General features: G+C 50.9%; 13 protein-coding genes. 9 read left to right on the forward strand and 4 right to left on the reverse strand.

Annotated features, from left to right (window positions below):
• The 3 genes from bamA to F4Y64_06895 all read right to left on the reverse strand — a co-directional run bounded on the left by bamA (position 1) and on the right by F4Y64_06895 (position 5267).
• Positions 1–2502 (reverse strand): outer membrane protein assembly factor BamA, encoded by a 2502-nt coding sequence (bamA, locus tag F4Y64_06885; protein ID MXX97324.1) that lies wholly within the window; start codon positions 2500–2502, stop codon positions 1–3.
• A 133-nt stretch (positions 2503–2635) separates the two neighbouring features.
• Positions 2636–4120 (reverse strand): RIP metalloprotease RseP, encoded by a 1485-nt coding sequence (rseP, locus tag F4Y64_06890; GenBank protein MXX97325.1) that lies wholly within the window; start codon positions 4118–4120, stop codon positions 2636–2638.
• Positions 4089–5267, reverse strand: coding sequence for a 1-deoxy-D-xylulose-5-phosphate reductoisomerase (locus F4Y64_06895; protein MXX97326.1), 1179 nt, complete (start codon positions 5265–5267; stop codon positions 4089–4091). Before F4Y64_06895 ends, rseP begins: the two co-directional genes overlap by 32 nt.
• Before the next feature lie 79 nt (positions 5268–5346).
• Between F4Y64_06895 and F4Y64_06900 the strand changes: the two genes are divergently transcribed.
• The 7 genes from F4Y64_06900 to F4Y64_06930 all read left to right on the forward strand — a co-directional run bounded on the left by F4Y64_06900 (position 5347) and on the right by F4Y64_06930 (position 14445).
• Positions 5347–7212 (forward strand): tetratricopeptide repeat protein, encoded by a 1866-nt coding sequence (locus tag F4Y64_06900; protein ID MXX97327.1) that lies wholly within the window; start codon positions 5347–5349, stop codon positions 7210–7212.
• Positions 7205–8461, forward strand: coding sequence for an asparagine synthetase B (locus tag F4Y64_06905; protein MXX97328.1), 1257 nt, complete (start codon positions 7205–7207; stop codon positions 8459–8461). The genes F4Y64_06900 and F4Y64_06905 overlap by 8 nt, the downstream gene beginning before the upstream one ends.
• Before the next feature lie 7 nt (positions 8462–8468).
• Complete coding sequence (locus tag F4Y64_06910) at positions 8469–9005, forward strand: acyl-CoA thioesterase (GenBank protein ID MXX97329.1); 537 nt, start codon at positions 8469–8471, stop codon at positions 9003–9005.
• A 23-nt stretch (positions 9006–9028) separates the two neighbouring features.
• Positions 9029–9979: a dTDP-4-dehydrorhamnose reductase gene (gene rfbD / locus F4Y64_06915; protein ID MXX97330.1), complete on the forward strand. Its 951-nt coding sequence runs from the start codon at positions 9029–9031 to the stop codon at positions 9977–9979.
• Complete coding sequence (serS, locus tag F4Y64_06920) at positions 9966–11225, forward strand: serine--tRNA ligase (protein ID MXX97331.1); 1260 nt, start codon at positions 9966–9968, stop codon at positions 11223–11225. The genes rfbD and serS overlap by 14 nt, the downstream gene beginning before the upstream one ends.
• 77 nt (positions 11226–11302) lie before the next feature.
• A complete protein-coding gene (locus tag F4Y64_06925) occupies positions 11303–13555 on the forward strand; it encodes a TonB-dependent receptor (protein ID MXX97332.1) in 2253 nt (750 codons plus the stop codon).
• Complete coding sequence (locus tag F4Y64_06930; GenBank protein MXX97333.1) at positions 13555–14445, forward strand: DUF4249 family protein; 891 nt, start codon at positions 13555–13557, stop codon at positions 14443–14445. Before F4Y64_06925 ends, F4Y64_06930 begins: the two co-directional genes overlap by 1 nt.
• Here the strand turns inward: F4Y64_06930 and F4Y64_06935 are convergent, their stop codons facing one another.
• Positions 14446–15600, reverse strand: a complete 1155-nt coding sequence (locus F4Y64_06935) for a carboxylate-amine ligase (GenBank protein MXX97334.1) — start codon at positions 15598–15600, stop codon at positions 14446–14448.
• Between the two features lie 220 nt (positions 15601–15820).
• Between F4Y64_06935 and pyrF the strand changes: the two genes are divergently transcribed.
• Positions 15821–16660 carry an orotidine-5'-phosphate decarboxylase gene (pyrF, locus tag F4Y64_06940; protein ID MXX97335.1) on the forward strand — a complete coding sequence of 280 codons (840 nt, stop codon included), beginning with the start codon at positions 15821–15823 and terminating at the stop codon, positions 16658–16660.
• The gene (locus F4Y64_06945; GenBank protein ID MXX97336.1) at positions 16650–16946 is read left to right on the forward strand and encodes an antibiotic biosynthesis monooxygenase; all 297 of its coding nucleotides are present in this window, start codon (positions 16650–16652) and stop codon (positions 16944–16946) included. Before pyrF ends, F4Y64_06945 begins: the two co-directional genes overlap by 11 nt.
• Positions 16947–16958 lie beyond the last annotated feature (12 nt).

Genomic DNA, 16958 nt, shown 5'->3' on the forward strand with positions numbered 1-16958 from the left:
CTAGTTGAATCCCTGGCCAAGTGTAAACTGGAAAAACCACTTTCTTGAGCCATCATGGTTTGATTGCTGACCTGAGATCGGTGCAAACTCATCAAAATTATACCCATATGCAACTTCCAGCATTCCTAATATCGGCAGGAATAAACGTGCACCTACACCAGCCGAACGATAAAGTTGCCGCGGATTGTACGTTTGAAACGTATCCCAGGTGTTCGCAGCGTCCATGAAAAGATAGGGTGCCGCGGTGAGTTGTGGAGTTTGAACAGCAAGAACACGTAACTCCGACGTGAATTTATTCAACACACGTCCACCAACAGCTTCTTCACCGCGACGGGGGCCAAGTACCCGGGCAGGATACCCACGCATATAGATAATATCCTTCCCAAAATTGTTTCGATATCCCTGGACATCGAAGGGTGATCCACCGACAACATAGCGTTCGAATAGCACATCTCCACCAGTAAGTGAGCCGATGTAACCAAAGTCTGCTGAAAAACTCGCGGTGAGTTTCCTCAAGATCGGCGCATTCCAACTCGTGGTGAGCTTCCATTTGTGATACTGTATAAAATTCTTTATCGGTAGGGCCAATTCCCCTGAAAGCAGAAATGTCGAGCCTGCCGTCGGGAAGACTGGATGATCCACCGAACTCCGCGACAATGCCTGACGCACCGTGATCTGTTGGCTCCGGCCAAGTGGAAGTACTGACGTATAGTTCCGGTTTGAATAGAACTGATATCCCAATGATGTACTGGTACTGAACTTATCATCCGGCCACCTCAGTCGCTGTTCATAGAAGACACGTGCATTGGTATTTGCGAACCCAAGATCCCTGTCATCCTCATCATCTTCGCCAAAGAAGCTATACCCGTAAAACCCCAATCCACTGAATCTCGAATGCGATATCTGAAAGCCAACCGGGGTTGGCTTGCCACGTAGCCAGGGCTCGGTAAAGCCAAGAGAATAACTCTGGTATTGTCTACCACTGGTCTGAAGGCTGACAGAAAGCTGCTGACCATCCCCGGAAGGTAGTGGTCGCCAGGCCCCAGGCTTAAAGAAATCCTGTACACTGAAATTGTTGAACCCGAAACGCAGCATTAAAATCACTCCCCATCGGCCATACGTACCACTAAGCTCCAACTGATCACTGCCAACCTCTTCAAGGTTGTAGGTTAGGTTCACTTCCTTTTCCTCTGTATCCAAATCAATAGAGGGCCCTGCCCCAAGCTTTTCTTGATCGAAATATTTCAACTGGGACAATCGCCGGATCGTCTCCTGGATCAACTCCCTGCTGAATGTCTGCCCAGGGATGGTATACAACTCCCGGCGCACAACATGCTCTTTGGTCTTGTCGTTTCCGGCTATTGTGATCTCTCCAAAATTGAAAATATCTCCCTCGTAGAGGTCATAGTAAAGATCCAATGAATCTCCCTCCAGAACCCGCACTTCAGGCTCTACACGAAAGAGCATGTGTCCCCGGTTCATGTACAGGCTTGATACGTCACTACTCGCCTGATTACCGTGCAGGTTTTGCTCAATCCGTTCGGAGTTGTAAGTATCCCCCGGCTCGACCCCTAAAGCAGACGATAATACTTCATCAGGATAGATCGTATTTCCTTCCCACTCCACGTTTCTTATATGATATTGCGGTCCTTCATGGAGCTCGAGAGATACAACCATTCCCGGCTTTTCCCCTGAAGTATCCAGCCATACAGAGTCCTTTAGCACTCTGGCATCGTAGTATCCTTTCGAGTTAAAGTGATTGATGAGATTCACCTTGTCCTCCTCGTAGAGCATACGATCAAACCGAGCTTTGCGCCAAAAGAAAATCGAACGTCTGGGTTTTGTCTTTTTGAGTTTCCGGCGTACGGATCGGCTACTAATATTTTCGTTTCCTGAGACCAGAACCTCCCGGATCCTCACCTTCTCCCCCTGATCAATTGCAAACTCAAGGTTGACTGTATTTTCGGGGCCTGGAGTCCGGTTCACCTCCACCTCTGCAAGCATGAATCCTTTCTCTGCAAAATGATCTTTGATCACCTGAATGGATCGCTCCAGGTCCGCAGGTCGAACACGTGTTCCCTTAAACAATGTGACCTTATCCGCAAGCTTCCGCCGATCCTTCTTTTTAATTCCTGAAAATGTAAACTCTGCTAATTGTGGCTCTTCCGTAAGCTGAATCAGTAGAAAAACACCGTTACCTGCCCGGCGCTCTTCTACGATCTTCACATCTGAAAAAACACGCAACCTGTAAATACTCCGTATTGCTTCAGAGATCGCAGGATCCCCCGGTAGAACCACGGTTTGCCCCACGGCCAGCCCACTGCTTCGAATCGCAAAACTTTGCATCGTTTCCCCCTCTACTCCCTCAACAGAGATTCCCAGAATCTCAAGCTCTTCGGGAACAGAGGGGCGATTATTGGCCAATAAGCTTCCAGAAAGTCCCTGGGCTGCGACGGTATTGACACTGACAGTTAAAATGAAAAGCAGAAGTGTGGTGCGCATGACGATTCGATCAGGAAAGGAATGAGAGTATTGTAGCGCAGCTTTATAGAACCCCTTTGGCGGGGTTCTTGTTTCTGCACTACCCATAAACGAAGAGAATCTGCTCGTTCGTACAAATCGCTTACAGCCTCAGTTATTCTGCCCCAGCCTCTGTTTCATCAACTTGGCAGACTACGGGCTCTACTTCACTGGCCTCATTACCCCGGGAACTGAATGCTCGGATGACATCGTTGGTAATCAGGAATGCCATCAAAATCAGTAAAAGGATCATCCCTGCCTGTTGCAGGAAAATACGCACTTTGAGAGGCGGCTCCTTGCGTGTAAATAATTCGTAAAAGAGGAACATTAAATGCCCTCCATCTAAAACGGGGATCGGCAGAATATTTACTATTGCCAGGGTGATCGAAAGCATGGCCACGATAAACCAAAACGGGCGTGCTCCACTGCTTGCCGCCTCTCCAATCACATTCGCCACCATCACCGGCCCTCCCAGGTTATCCCGAACACTCTCCTTGCCTGAAACGATCCGCCACAAACTGGTGGTGATCGCTTGCGTGTTCTCCCCGGTATCCTTCAATCCAATCCCCACTGACTCGATCAGTCCATGATCGACCTGCGTCCGTGCGACACCGATCCCAATCACATAATCACATCTCGGGTTCATGACCGGCACCACCACGGCCTCATATGCAACCGAGCGCTGCCCCTCATCCCGTTCCCATGCAACCAGAAGCGAATCCCCGCCTGAAGTGTCAATATGATCAATCAAGTCCAGCCAGTACTTCACGGGGCTTTGGTTCACGGCGGTGATACGGTCACCCACCTGCAATCCAGCCAATTCCGCAGGCATTCCTTCCGCAACGGACCCAAGCGTACTGGGCCAGGCATAGATCCCCAGTCCATAGAGTCCTCCGGCTTCCAGCTCCTGAACTCGGGTCATCAGGTTTCCCGGTGCCGGAAGCGTCAGAGTCTGGCCATCCCGCTCCACTTCAAATGCGAGTTCGTCCGTCAATATTGAATTCAGAGGAATGTCGGGGCCGCCCGGCTCGTAGATGTATTCCCCAATTGCGAGTAGGCGATCTCCGGTCTGCATCCCAACATCAACGGACGCAACCGAACTGTCCGCGACAAAGATGGTCCCGTCTTCCGTGTGGGCATAATTACTGGTCCCAAACGCCCACGTGAGTGCAAAAAAGATGACGAAAGCCAGAACCATGTTCATGATCACACCTGCGCTGATGACAATCATGCGCTGCCAGAGAGGCTTTGACCGAAATTCATCGGGTTGCGGCTCCTCGTCTTTGAAGTCCGTATCCAGACTTTCGTCCACCATGCCAGCAATTTTTACGTATCCTCCGAGCGGCGTTATCCCCAGAACATACTCGGTCTGACCAAAACGCTTCTTCAATATGTTTGGGGGAAATCCGATCGAAAAGCGATCCACCCGCATACCAAATGCCCGCGCTGCCCAGAAATGACCCAACTCGTGCACGAACACGAGAATCATCAGGGCCGGAATAAATGTGAAAAGAATCCAGAGAATGCTCACAGCAGCACCAAAATTTATTGCTCGGCTACGGTATACTTCACAGCGTGAAGGTGTTCCGTCCGGCCGCATCCAACACGTAGCGGCGGGTAAGCTGATCTACATGTACTACCTCCTCGTACGTGCTCAAAACCGGGCCAGACAGTTCGCTGAGTGCTCTTTCGATCATATGCGGGATCCCCATAAAGCTGAGCTTCTCTTTCAAAAAAAGATCTACGGCCGCTTCATTGGCAGCATTTAAGACGGCGGATGCATTCCCTCCCGCCTCTAACGCCTCCATTGCCAGACGTAAACAGGGGAATTTTTTCAGGTTGGGTGGATGGAATTCCAGCGACTGGGAACGAGTCCAATCTATACGCCCTTCGGGGAGTGACCACCGATCCGGGTAACTGAGTGCATACTGAATGGGCAGCCTCATATCCGGCAAGCTGAGCTGCGCTTTCACCGATCCATCTTTGAATAATACCATGGAGTGGATGATGGACTGTGGGTGTACGACAATATCGATCTGTTTCTCTGTAAGCCCAAACAGCCAATAGGCTTCAATCACCTCTAGCCCCTTATTCATCATTGTGGCCGAGTCAATGGTTACTTTGGGCCCCATATCCCAATTAGGATGTTTGAGTGCCTCCTGGGGGGTAATTTTGTCAAGCATGTGGGGCACACTGTTCCAGAAAGGGCCTCCAGAGGCAGTGAGAAGGATTTTCTCGACATTATTGATCCCGCCGTCTTCCAGGCATTGAAACACTGCGGAGTGCTCGCTATCAACGGGGATGATCGTGGCGCCATGGGCCCGGGCCGCTTCCATTGCAAGATCCCCTGCAGCAACCAGGGTTTCTTTGTTTGCCAGTGCCAACGCCTTCCCCGCAGTCAGAGCGGACAAGACCGACTTTAGTCCCGCAACTCCCGTGGCGGCTCCCAGCACGATATCCGCTTTCGGGAGCGTTGCACACCTGCATACCCCCTCCTCGCCTTCAAGTACCTGAATCCCCGTGCCCTGGAGTTTTTTCTGAAGTTCTGCAAACTTGGACTCATCTGCCACAGCAACAACTTCTGGAGAAAATTCATAAGCCTGGCTCACTAAAAGATCGATACTCCGATTGGCCGAGAGTGCTACCACGCGTAATCGCTCCGGATGTCTCCGAACAATATCCAGGCACTGCGTCCCGATAGATCCAGTCGAACCTATAATACTGATACCACGCTGCTGCTCAGTCATTAACTGTGATTCCCCTTATCTTGGAGCACCTTAAAATACGGCCTAGCACTCTCTTAACACTTACGAGTTCACGGCTTTGATGCGTCTCTTTTTTATTTACTGGTTCTGTACATGTGCCTTAAGCAGCGTTGTTCTGGCTCAGCCTCAACGCGCGGATCGAACCCGTCCGGTTTCTCAAGAGGATCAGCTTGACGACAATGCCAACTCCCGGTATTTGCTCGCACTGGGATATTTGAGGGGGATGCAGTTTGATCGGGCCATTGCAGTCTTGCGCGAGTTGCGTGACGAATACCCCGAGCACAAAACCATCTTTGACACACTCAAGGATGCTTATGTCAGTACCAAACAATATCAAGAGGCTATCTTGCTGCTTGATGATGCGATCGTCCGCAGCGATGAAATTCAGAAGCTGCCGCTTGAAGTGGAACGCGCACAGTTATTATATCTCGGTGGAGATGAGCCCGCAGCACTGGATTCCTGGTATTCAGCGGTCGAATCTGCCTTAGAAACAGAGACCGCCTACCGGATCGCCTATAATAGCATGATGGAGGTGCGTCTCCTCGTTCAGGCCATCGATTTGCTCAAGCAGGGCAGAGAAGTAATCGGGAATAAAAACGCGTTCCATGCAGAGCTTGCATACCTGTACAGCCTAACCGGTCAGCATGAATTTGCGACCCAGGAATACCTGGACCTTTTGACTTTGAACCCACGTCAATTGAACTATGTCCGGGGGCGACTTGGGCGCGATATGCAGCAAGAGGGAGCCCTTGAAGTGGTGGTTCACGTCACACAGGAGCGCGTTTTAGTGCAGCCCGATTTATTACAGTTGCGTGAACTTTTGGCCTGGCTCTATGAGGAGAGCGGGGATTTTGAGCGGGCCTACAGGGAGATTACAGCGATGGAGGAGGATAGTGAATCAAGCGGCCAAGAGATCTACCAGTTTGCCCTGCGGGCCGCTGAGGCGGGCGCGTTTACGGTCGCAGGTGATGCATTCCAAGCTGTACTCGAAACGCATCCCAAAGAGGATATCTTTGAACAGGCACGCCTGGGAATCGCGGACATGTATCGTTTACAGGCGGAACGGGCAGATAAATCCCCAGAGGATTACCAAAAATCTCTGGAAGCCTACGAACGGTTCCTGATGGATTTTCCAGGGCATCCGCAAGCCCCGACGGTGATGGCGCAGATTGCTGCTTTGCACCAGGATGTCTTTCGCAATCGCGACACTGCCCGAGTGATATTGCAACGATTGGCTACTCAGTATATGAATTCACCTGTCGGCCAAGAGGCCCAGTTTGATTTGGGGCGCCTTGCCATAGAAGAAGGAGATTTAGATCAGGCCGCGATCATCTTTGCACAACTTTCTGCACGAACAAGCGGTGAGTTATTTGCACGCTCTAAATTTGAGGAGGCAGTGATCCATTTTTATGCGGGAGAATTTACGGCTGCACAATCCACATTAGGCGATATTCGAGACGAAACAGACAAAGAAACGGCCAATGATGCCATTGCACTGCGCGTTCTTCTTCTTGAAAGTCCGCAGCCTGACTCCACAAACCTGGCTCTGTTGAGCTATGCACAAGCATTGCTACTTTTGCGTCAGCAAAAAGCAAATGAAACCGTGCTGGTTACACAAGATATACTGACACGATGGGGGGCGCATCCGATTGCTGACGAGGCGAGGTTTTTGCGTGCGGAGGCCCTCTTGTTGAATGGGCAATCAGAAGATGCCCTCATTGCATTCGGAGAATTCCCACTCATACATCCAGAAAGCCCGCTGCGTGATCGCAGCCTCTTTCATTATGCTGAGATTCTTGAAACGGTTCAGGGTGACACTGCCGGAGCACTCCAAGCCTACACCGACTTACTTACCCAGCACCCCGGCTCATTACTGGTCGAAAAAGTACGTGAACGCATACGGGCACTTCGTGCGACGAATCTGTAGCACTGCACTGCTACTTTTGTTGACCGCCCTCCCCGCTCGCGCACTACAAGATCTGCTGGTGCCAATGGATGTGAGCCAGTCCGATCATTTAAAGGCTTATGGGGCTGTTTACTGGGCACTCCAGAGGGGAGAACCTGTCGACTGGCTACTCAATTATCGCGGAGGTTCATTCCTGGTATCTGATTTTTCCGGGCTGCGGGATGAACTCGCACTTCGTGGAATCACCTATGAGAGCCTTTCTGGAAGCACGGTCGCACAACTGATTGCAGAAGTAGAAAGTAATCGGGCAAATACCGCACTGGTTCGACTGGAAACCCCTCCACGGATTGCCGTATATGCCCCGGAGCAAACCCTTCCCTGGGACGACGCGGTACTCCTGGCCCTGAAGTATGCCGAGGTCCCGTATGACATGATTTATGATGATGACGTCCTGGGTGGTAGACTGTCGGCGTATGACTGGCTTCACCTGCATCATGAAGACTTTACGGGGCAACATGGCAAATTTTATCAGTATCGGAATATGCCCTGGTACATTGAGCAGCAACGTGAGGCCGAACTGGCGGCAGACCGACATGGTCATCGTAAAGTGAGCCACCTTAAACTTGAGGTTGCTCAAACCATCAAACAATATGTATCCGAGGGCGGATTTCTATTTGCTATGTGCTCTGGTACAGACACATACGATATAGCACTGTCGGCATTCATAACGGACATTGTCCCAGCGGAGTACGACGGAGACCCGGTAGACCCGGATGCGAGAAGCAAGCTGGACTACTCCGCTACTTTGGCATTCCACGACTTTAATCCAAGCTTCAATGCTGCCGAGTATGAGCACTCGGATATCGACGCTGGACCTCCTCCCCAACAACTCCAAAACCCTGTATTGGACTACTTCACCTTGTTTGAATTCAGTGCGAAATGGGACCCTGTCCCTACGATGCTGACCCAGAACCATGTGTCAACCGTAGCAGGCTTTATCGGACAGACGACCGCATTCAGGAAGCGTTTCGTGAAACCGAACGTGGTCATTCTCGCAGAAGTGCCTCAGCGCGAGGAGGTGAAGTATTTACACGGATCCTACGGCCAGGGTACCTTCACGTTTTACGGGGGGCATGATCCAGAGGATTATCAACACTACGTCGGGGATCCTCCAACGGATTTGAGCCTGCATCCAAACTCTCCCGGCTATCGCCTGATCCTGAATAATATCCTCTTCCCTGCCGCCCGAAAGAAAAAACAGAAAACCTAATCATCTCATGGGTTCCCGAAAAACTCCTGGCGATTCGCGCACTATAATGTCGGAAGTCGTGCTGCCGAACGACACTAATCCGCATGACACCATGTTTGGGGGACGCCTTCTTTCCCTGATGGATAAGTGTGCCGCGATCTCTGCCATGCGTCATGCAGGGATCGTCTGTGTTACCGTGTCCGTCGATTCGGTGGAATTTAATTCTCCGATTCTACTCGGCGAAGTGGTGACGATTGAGGCATGGGTGAACCGGACATTCCGGACCTCTCTGGAGGTAGAGATCCTGGTGGAAGCGGAAAATCTGGCTCAAAAAGAAAGACGCCAATGCAATCATGCCTATTTCACGTTCGTTGCCGTGGATGAGCATGGGAAATCAACTCCAGTAGATCCGATCTATCCTGAAACCGATCTCGAGAAGGAACGCTATGAGAAAGCCGCCATGCGACGGGAACTGCGCCTTCACCTAAAAGGCCGCATAGATCTTAAAGACACGATATATCTCAAGGATGATCTGATCGCGGCGATTTCCCAGAGGGACCTTTAGACCAATCATGGCTCGCGGACGAGATGGCTACTGAGCGCATATTGATTACCGGGGCGAATGGGCTACTGGGACAAGAACTCGTTCGGCAGTTGTCCAGACGCGACTCCTATGAGTTATTGGCAACGGGGCGGGACCCGGCATCTCGCCTGAAAGGATCCCTGGATCATTCCTATAAGCCGCTGGATGTATGTGACTCAGGACGAACCCAAAAAATTTTCGATGAGTTCTCGCCGGAATATGTCATCAACTGTGCGGCAATAACCGCAGTGGACGACTGCGAAAATGATCGCGATGCATGCTGGCGTGTAAATGCAGAAGCGGTTGGAAACCTCGCAAAACTATGTCATGGCCGAGGTGCCCACCTGATTCAGCTCTCCACAGATTTTGTGTTTAATGGCAAAGACGGACCATACTACGAGCACAATCGTCCCGATCCAGTAAATTTCTATGGAAAATCAAAGCTGGCAGGCGAAAATGCAGCGCGTGCTGCATGCATGGGAAAACTGGCAATCATACGAACCAACGTGGTCTATGGCAGGTCCAACGGACTCTCCCGACCGGACTTTGTCGGGTGGGTTATCAAGAATCTAACCCATAAGCATCCAATTCAGGTCTACACGGACCAGTGGCGCACCCCTTCCTACACCTATGATCTTGCCATGGGAATTCTGCGCCTTGTACACTTTCGAAAGAGCGGCGTGTATAATCTGTCTGGACGGGAGTTTCTCAGCATGTATGAATTCGCCCAATCCATTGCAGAGGCTTTTGATCTTGATTCTACACTTATCACACCGATCGTGCAACAAGATAAACCTCAGTTGGCGCAGCGCCCCGAACGCACGGGGCTGGTCATCTTGAAATCAGAGACGGAGCTGGATTATCGCCCCCTGTCGCTCAAAGAAGCCTTGGCACATCTTCACCTTCGCAGTCAAATGACCTCGACCGGATCCCCCTTTGAAGATGCTTGGTGTTGAATTTATCCGGTCCAATCCAGACGAGGTTCGACAGGCCCTTTCTTTTCGCGGTGCCTCTGAGAGTGTCAATCTTGTCGATGAAGTCCTTGAACAAGACCGGATTCTCCGGGAAGCACTGACCCTTCAGCAAGCGAAGCAGCAGGAGATTAATTCGGCAAGTCGAACGGTCGGCACCCTGATGCGTGAGGGGAACAAGGAGGCTGCCGCAGACCTGATCCAACGGCAGAAAATCCTGAAAGCAGACGTGAAAGAGTTGGGCCAAACCGTTACAGATTCGGAAGAGCAGCTCTCAAAGCTGCTGCTTGCAATTCCCAATATTCCTCATGAGAGTGTTCCCGAGGGATTGACCGAAGCAGAGAATGTGACGATCCATCGCCACGGCGAGCTTCCCTCCTTTGACTTTGAGCCTCTCCCCCACTGGACCATCTCCGACCGGCACGGGATGATCGATTTTGAGCGTGGCGCAAAAGTTGCCGGAGCAGGGTTTCCCTTTTATATGGATGTCGGGGCAAAATTGCACCGGGCTCTGATCAATTTTTTCCTTAGTGCCGCAACCCCGCAATACACCGAGGTCCGGCCCCCTCTGTTTGTAAATGCGGCCAGTGCGCAAGGAACTGGCCAATTGCCGGACAAAGAAGGGCAGATGTACTTCATTGAGGACGGGTTCTTTCCAGTGCCGACCGCAGAAGTGCCGCTGACCAACTATTTCCGCGATGAAATTCTATCCGAAGCCGATTTGCCGATCAAACTTTGTGCGCATACGCCGTGCTGGCGACGCGAAGCCGGCTCGTATGGCGCGCATGTGCGTGGACTGAATCGGCTGCATCAGTTCGACAAGGTCGAGATTGTCCAGTTCACGCACCCTCACGCAAGCTATGACGTTCTTGAAGCAATGCGCCTCCATGCAGAAGAGCTCCTGAAGGCCCTGGAACTCCCCTACCGGTGCCTGCTGATGTGTGCGGGCGAGCTGGGATTTAACCAGACAAAACAGTACGACCTGGAGGTCTGGAGTGCGGGCCAAAAACGTTGGCTGGAAGTTTCGTCTATTTCCAATTTCACCGATTACCAGGCACGCCGGATGAATATCCGATTCCGGCCGGATGGCGGTGGCAAACCTCAATTGGTACATACTCTTAACGGCAGTGCTCTTGCCCTGCCCAGAGTGGTTGCAGCGCTATTGGAGCACAATCAAAAGGAGGACGGCTCGCACGAATTTCCCTCTGCTTTGACTCCGTACCTAACCTAATTAAACCCACTTCAACCGTGACGAACCTCGCTGCTGAACTGGTCCCCCATTTTGTAGTGTCCGTCATAAAGAAAACCATTCTACTGGTTGGATTGTGTTCAGTCATTCATTCGACACAAGGGCAGGAGTTGGCTGCGCTGGATGGATTCGTTACGGACGCAGCCAATGGAGAGACTCTGATTGCTGCAAATGTTTTTGTGGAGGGTACACTCCGGGGGGCAACCACGAACCTGTCCGGTTATTACGCGGTTTCGGGGATCGAACCTGGAACCTATACTGTCAGATTCTCCTACATCGGATTCGATACAATCCGGCGCGAGATCACGTTTGCTCCTGGAGAATCGGTCCGACTTGACATTGAACTCACGACAAGCGAGGAACTCCTTGAGGCCATTGAGATCTCCGCAGACCGCATTACGGAGGAAGAAATCCGCTCCATTGGTGTCAGTCAGATCACGGTGGCGACGATCCAGCAACTGCCTCAGGTTTTTGAACCTGATGTCTTTCGATCCCTTCAGCTTCTGCCCGGCGTGGCACAGTCCTCTGACTACTCCAGTGGGCTTTATATCCGCGGAGGTGACCCCGGTCAAACATTGATCCTACTGGATCGCACGAAAATTTATAATCCAAGCCACGTTTTTGGCTTTTTCTCATCCTTCAATACCGATGCTATCAAGGATGTCCGACTCTATAAAGGAGGCTTCCCCGCTACCTATGGTGGAGTCATTGGATCTGTGCTGGATGTGCAAAACAAAGATGGCAACCGGCGTGAGACTGATGGAAAACTTAGCGTAGGTCTGCTGGCTTCGCGTGCATTCGCTGAAGGCCCCTATTCCCGAGGCTCCTGGATGGCAGCACTGAGGCGCTCAACGCTGGAGCCTCTGCTGATTGCATTTGAAGACATTGATGCCGTTCCCCGGGCTTTTTATTTCTATGACTTCAATGGGAAGATTAATATCGATGTCTCCCGTGACGATAAACTCTCTTTCTCATTCTATGCAGGCTCAGACTACCTTCGTTCCACCTTTACGGAGGGGGTCGAAATTAAACTCCTTTACGGGAATCGTACGGTGACCGGCAGCTGGGTACATTTATGGTCCAATCAGTTCTTCACGAATGCCACCATTACTTCAACCTGGTACGAATCCACCCCAAGTGCCACCTTTAGCGGCACCAATTTCAAGCAGGTTAACCGAGTTGTGGAAACTTCGGTGCGGGCAGATTTTGAATACTATGCAGGATCAAAGCACGATATTGTCGGTGGACTCTGGGCAGGAATTTTTGACGCACCCCTGACCAACTTCTTCGATGACAGAGAGGTCTTCCATACACGTAATCGTGTTGAGCATGCTTCACTCTATCTTCAGGACACTTATCGTCCTACAACGAACTGGTCCTTAACGGCAGGGTTGCGAGCAACCTATTACGGATATGGCCACTACTTCACATTGGCCCCGCGATTTTCAATGGAGCGGCAGCTGGGACCCGATGTGCGGATGCAAGCAAGTGCGGGAAGATATTATCAGTTCCTGACCCTGATCTCGAACGAGGTCTTTTCGGGGTTTGATTTCTGGTTAACCAGTGGAGACGGCGTAAAGCCTGCATACGGGGATCAGTACATCCTCGGACTAAAGACCAACCTGTTTGAGGGGATCACACTGGATACCGAAGTTTATTACCGGACGATGAGACAGCTTTTTGTACTGGATCCATTCAGCACTGGGCTTGCCGGGCTGGAGTATGCTGAATTATTTGCTTTTGGTAAAGGAGCGGCTGGCGGACTTGAAATACAGCTGTCTCGCCAAAGTGGTCGCGTGAACGGGTTTATTGCCTATACCTTGGCGAACACCAATCGATATTTCCCACGACTGAATCAGGATACGTTTGGGATGCCACGAAGTTATTCTCCACGTAATGACCGCCTTCATGACCTGAACGTGGTTGGCCAGTGGAGAATCTCCCGCCGATGGGAGCTAGGCGCTGTCTTTACCTATGCAACCGGCCAGGCATATACGCGGCCGGAAGCCACTTATACAGTCTATAGTCCTCGGGGCGTTAACGGGCTTGACCAAACGGAGCTCTTGGTTTCTCCCGGCCTGAATCAGGCAAGATTACCTGCTTATCATCGACTGGACATCGGGGTTACCTGGAGTGGTTCCCTGGGACGCTTTGCCGACTATGAACTACAGATGCAGGTCATTAACGCATATGCGCGAGAGAATGCTTGGTTTATTTTTAATGAGTTTGAAGATGACGGCTCTCTATCCAGAAGTACGATTCCGCAGATCCCCATTCCTCTGCCGAACTTGTCATTTACCCTCGATTTCTGATGCTGAGACGGATAGTGTTTACCGGTCTGTTTCTGATTGTTATTGGTTGTGATTCAACAGACTTCAGTGTGCTTGACACCGAGATTGTCGTTGAGCTCACGCTCGTTGCGAGTGAACCCCTGCCCCCTGCCCGTGTGAGCAGGCTTGCACCTACCGACCAGGCGAATCAACCCGAAGATTTCGCTGTGAGCAATGCACAGGTCATCCTTAGCACGGGAGACAAAGACTTACTGATGGAACCCGTCGCCGACAAACCTGGCAGTTACCAGTATCTCGGCCCTGAACATATCATTCGGCCCGGTGCGCGCTATGACTTACTCGTTACCGTACCGGGTGTGGAGACGACCATCACGGGAACGACCAATGTCCCAACCTCTATCAAAATCCTCACCGCCTCGAGCCAATCAGGGATCTATCAGTCCGATGACCAACTGACACTTGTTCTTATATCTGGCCGTAGTTCGGGCCAATCTCAAAGCAGCTTCACGTTGGTAACGGAAGCACTGGATGTCGAAGAAGATGGGATGGTCCCTTCGGTTGCTGGATTATTGGAAGATGATGAGGAACTCACTTTAGAAGATTTTCGGGTCAGCGCATCGCCGATCATCACGGAGGCGAATTTTACCCTGTTCACTGACGGGACCATTGGGTTGACGTATCCATGGATTGGAATCAATTTTTATGGCCGCAACATCATCTATGTGAATGCGCTGGACCAAAATCTTGTCGATTTTGTCCGTTCCGCCCAGTTGCAGCAGAGTGGTGACGGGACTTTCGGGCCAGGGGTGATTCCGAATGTGCTCCCAACCCTTTCCGGTGCACACGGAGTCTTTGGGAGCGTTTCCAGGGATCGAGTACTGTTCTGGGTCTTCCCTCCAGAGGAGGAGTGACTACCATACCCCGCTCATCGTTTCCTCGATGAGCATATCCACGATTGCTTTGATGGCTTCTTCGGGGGTAGCTCCCTCTGCAAGGGCCTTGCTATAAGCCTCTCTTTGCCAGTGTGCACTGGTTCCGCGCTTCAAAATTGTGCGCGCATGCTCTACTTCCTCTACACATCCAAGATCCTCTGCATCGGGCTTTATAAACTCCAACAGCTCTTCTACTAACTCTGGATATGGCACCATCTGCCCTTTCCCATAATCAATGAGTTTCCCATCAATCCCGTAACGCTGGGCAAGCCAGCGATTTTCATATAGAAGCATATTTGCATAACTGCGCCATCGCTGATTTTCGCGCCGCAGACGCCAAAGCATATGCAGCCAGCATTGATACAATGCAGCAATGCAGATCGCATCATCTACTTTCGTGCAAATATCTGACACGCGCATTTCCAGCGTTGGAAAGCGGTGACTTGGCCGAATATCCCACCAGATTTTCGTACTGTCTTCGATCACGCCGGCATGAACGAGAATGCCTACATGCCGCTCAAATTCAGCATAACTCTCAAAATGCTCTGGGAGTCCTGTACGTGGAATTTCGTTCCACACGGCAATCCGGTAAGACATCAGTCCCGTATCCTGGCCTTCCCAATAGGGTGATGACGAGCTCAGGGCCAACAGGTGCGGCAATACATACGTGGCCTGATTCATAAAATCAATCCGCAGATTTGCATCCTCAATCCCGGCGTGTATATGCATTCCGCAAATCACCATTCTCTGGGCAATAACCTGCATGTTCTGTGCCAAAATTTCATAGCGCTCCCGAGGGGTATGTCTCTGGGTGATATAGGATGCATTCGGATGCGATGAGGAGGCAATAATTGCAAGTCCATAGGGATCAACCACATCGGACACTGTTCTGCGTAATTGAATCAGTTCCTCACGAGCCTCTTGGACTGTTTTACAGACGTTCGTACCCACTTCAATTTGGGACTGGAAAAATTCTTGCGAAACCTGCCCGCCAAGCGCTAAGCGGGCATCCTTCAACATCATTGGGGATGCTTCACGAATCAACTTACCTGTATCTCGATCTACAATCAGGTATTCTTCCTCAATACCCAAACTGAGCGAAGGCTTTTTTAGAATTTCAGTGGCGGTAGACATGGTTGATGATGATTGGATTTGATTCACATGAATTGACAATTCAGCCGCACAAGGCTGCAACTCGGATATACCTATACTTGGTTTGGGTTCACCGGTGTGAGATCTATTTGCATTTCACAGCCCCCTATGGACCCTATGATACGATCATTCTATGTTCCGAGCAAAACCAGCCTCCATTCGTATTATAAGGTCGATCACTGATCTTCAACTCCCCCTTATGATGAAGCCTGACTTCATTCAACGACTGCATGATGCTCAGAACATCTCTGACAGTATGGTTTGCGTGGGATTGGACCCCGATCTGAACAAGCTGCCGAAATCTTTCCACGTAAGATATGGGTCCCCCCAATCTGCTGTTCTGGCATTCAATGAGGCGATCATTCAAGCTACGGCTCCCTATTCCTGTGCCTACAAACTCAATGCTGCATTCTATGAGAGTCTCGGAAGTTGCGGTTTTGATGTGTTGAAAACCACCGTTAGCCTCATTCCCAAGGATAAAATTCGAATTATTGATGCAAAGCGTGGTGATATTGGCAATACAGCCTCCAAATATGCTGAGAGCATCTTCGGCTTACTGGAGGCGGACGGCTGCACGGTTGCACCATACATGGGTTTGGATGCCGTGGAACCATTTCTGGCGTACCAGGGCCGTGCAGTATTCGTTCTGATTCGAACCTCGAATCCCAGCAGTGATCAACTGCAATCCCTGATAGCCGACGGGAAGCCTCTGTATGCACATGTTGCTCATCTTGCCTTCACATGGGGAGAAGAGTTCCCGGGATCCATTGGGTTTGTTGTGGGCGCAACCAATCCAACAGAATTACGTGATCTGCGCAATTTGTATCCAGGCACACCTTTCCTGATCCCTGGCATTGGAGCACAGGGAGGCTCTATTGATGCCGTGGCAAATGCGGCAACTCCCAATGGGCTTGTCCTCGTAAACAGCAGCCGTGGCATTCTCTATGCTTCCTCCGGTGAAGACTTTGACGAGATGGCTGCAAATGCCGCACGGGAGCTGCGTGATAAACTGAACCATGCAGTCAATTCTCATGCTGATTAGAATTGTTCGGCTTACGCTACAACCGGATGCCACAAAATCATTTGAGGAGCTGTTTCAGGCCGCTGCTCCAAAAATTCGCCAAATGCAAGGATGTAAGCGACTTGAGTTATGGGTTGATAGTACGTCAACAAACATATTCACCACCTATAGCGAATGGGAGTCCGAATCAAGTCTGAAGTCCTATCGGGAGTCGGACCTATTCAAAGAGACTTGGGCCGAGGTCAAACCATTATTTGCCGCCCCGGCCATGGCATACAGCTACTATCTTGCCCAACTGAATCGATGAACGGATTCTTAA

The organism is Rhodothermaceae bacterium (genome assembly GCA_009838195.1).
In the GTDB taxonomy this organism is placed as follows: Bacteria; Bacteroidota; Rhodothermia; order Rhodothermales; family Bin80; genus Bin80.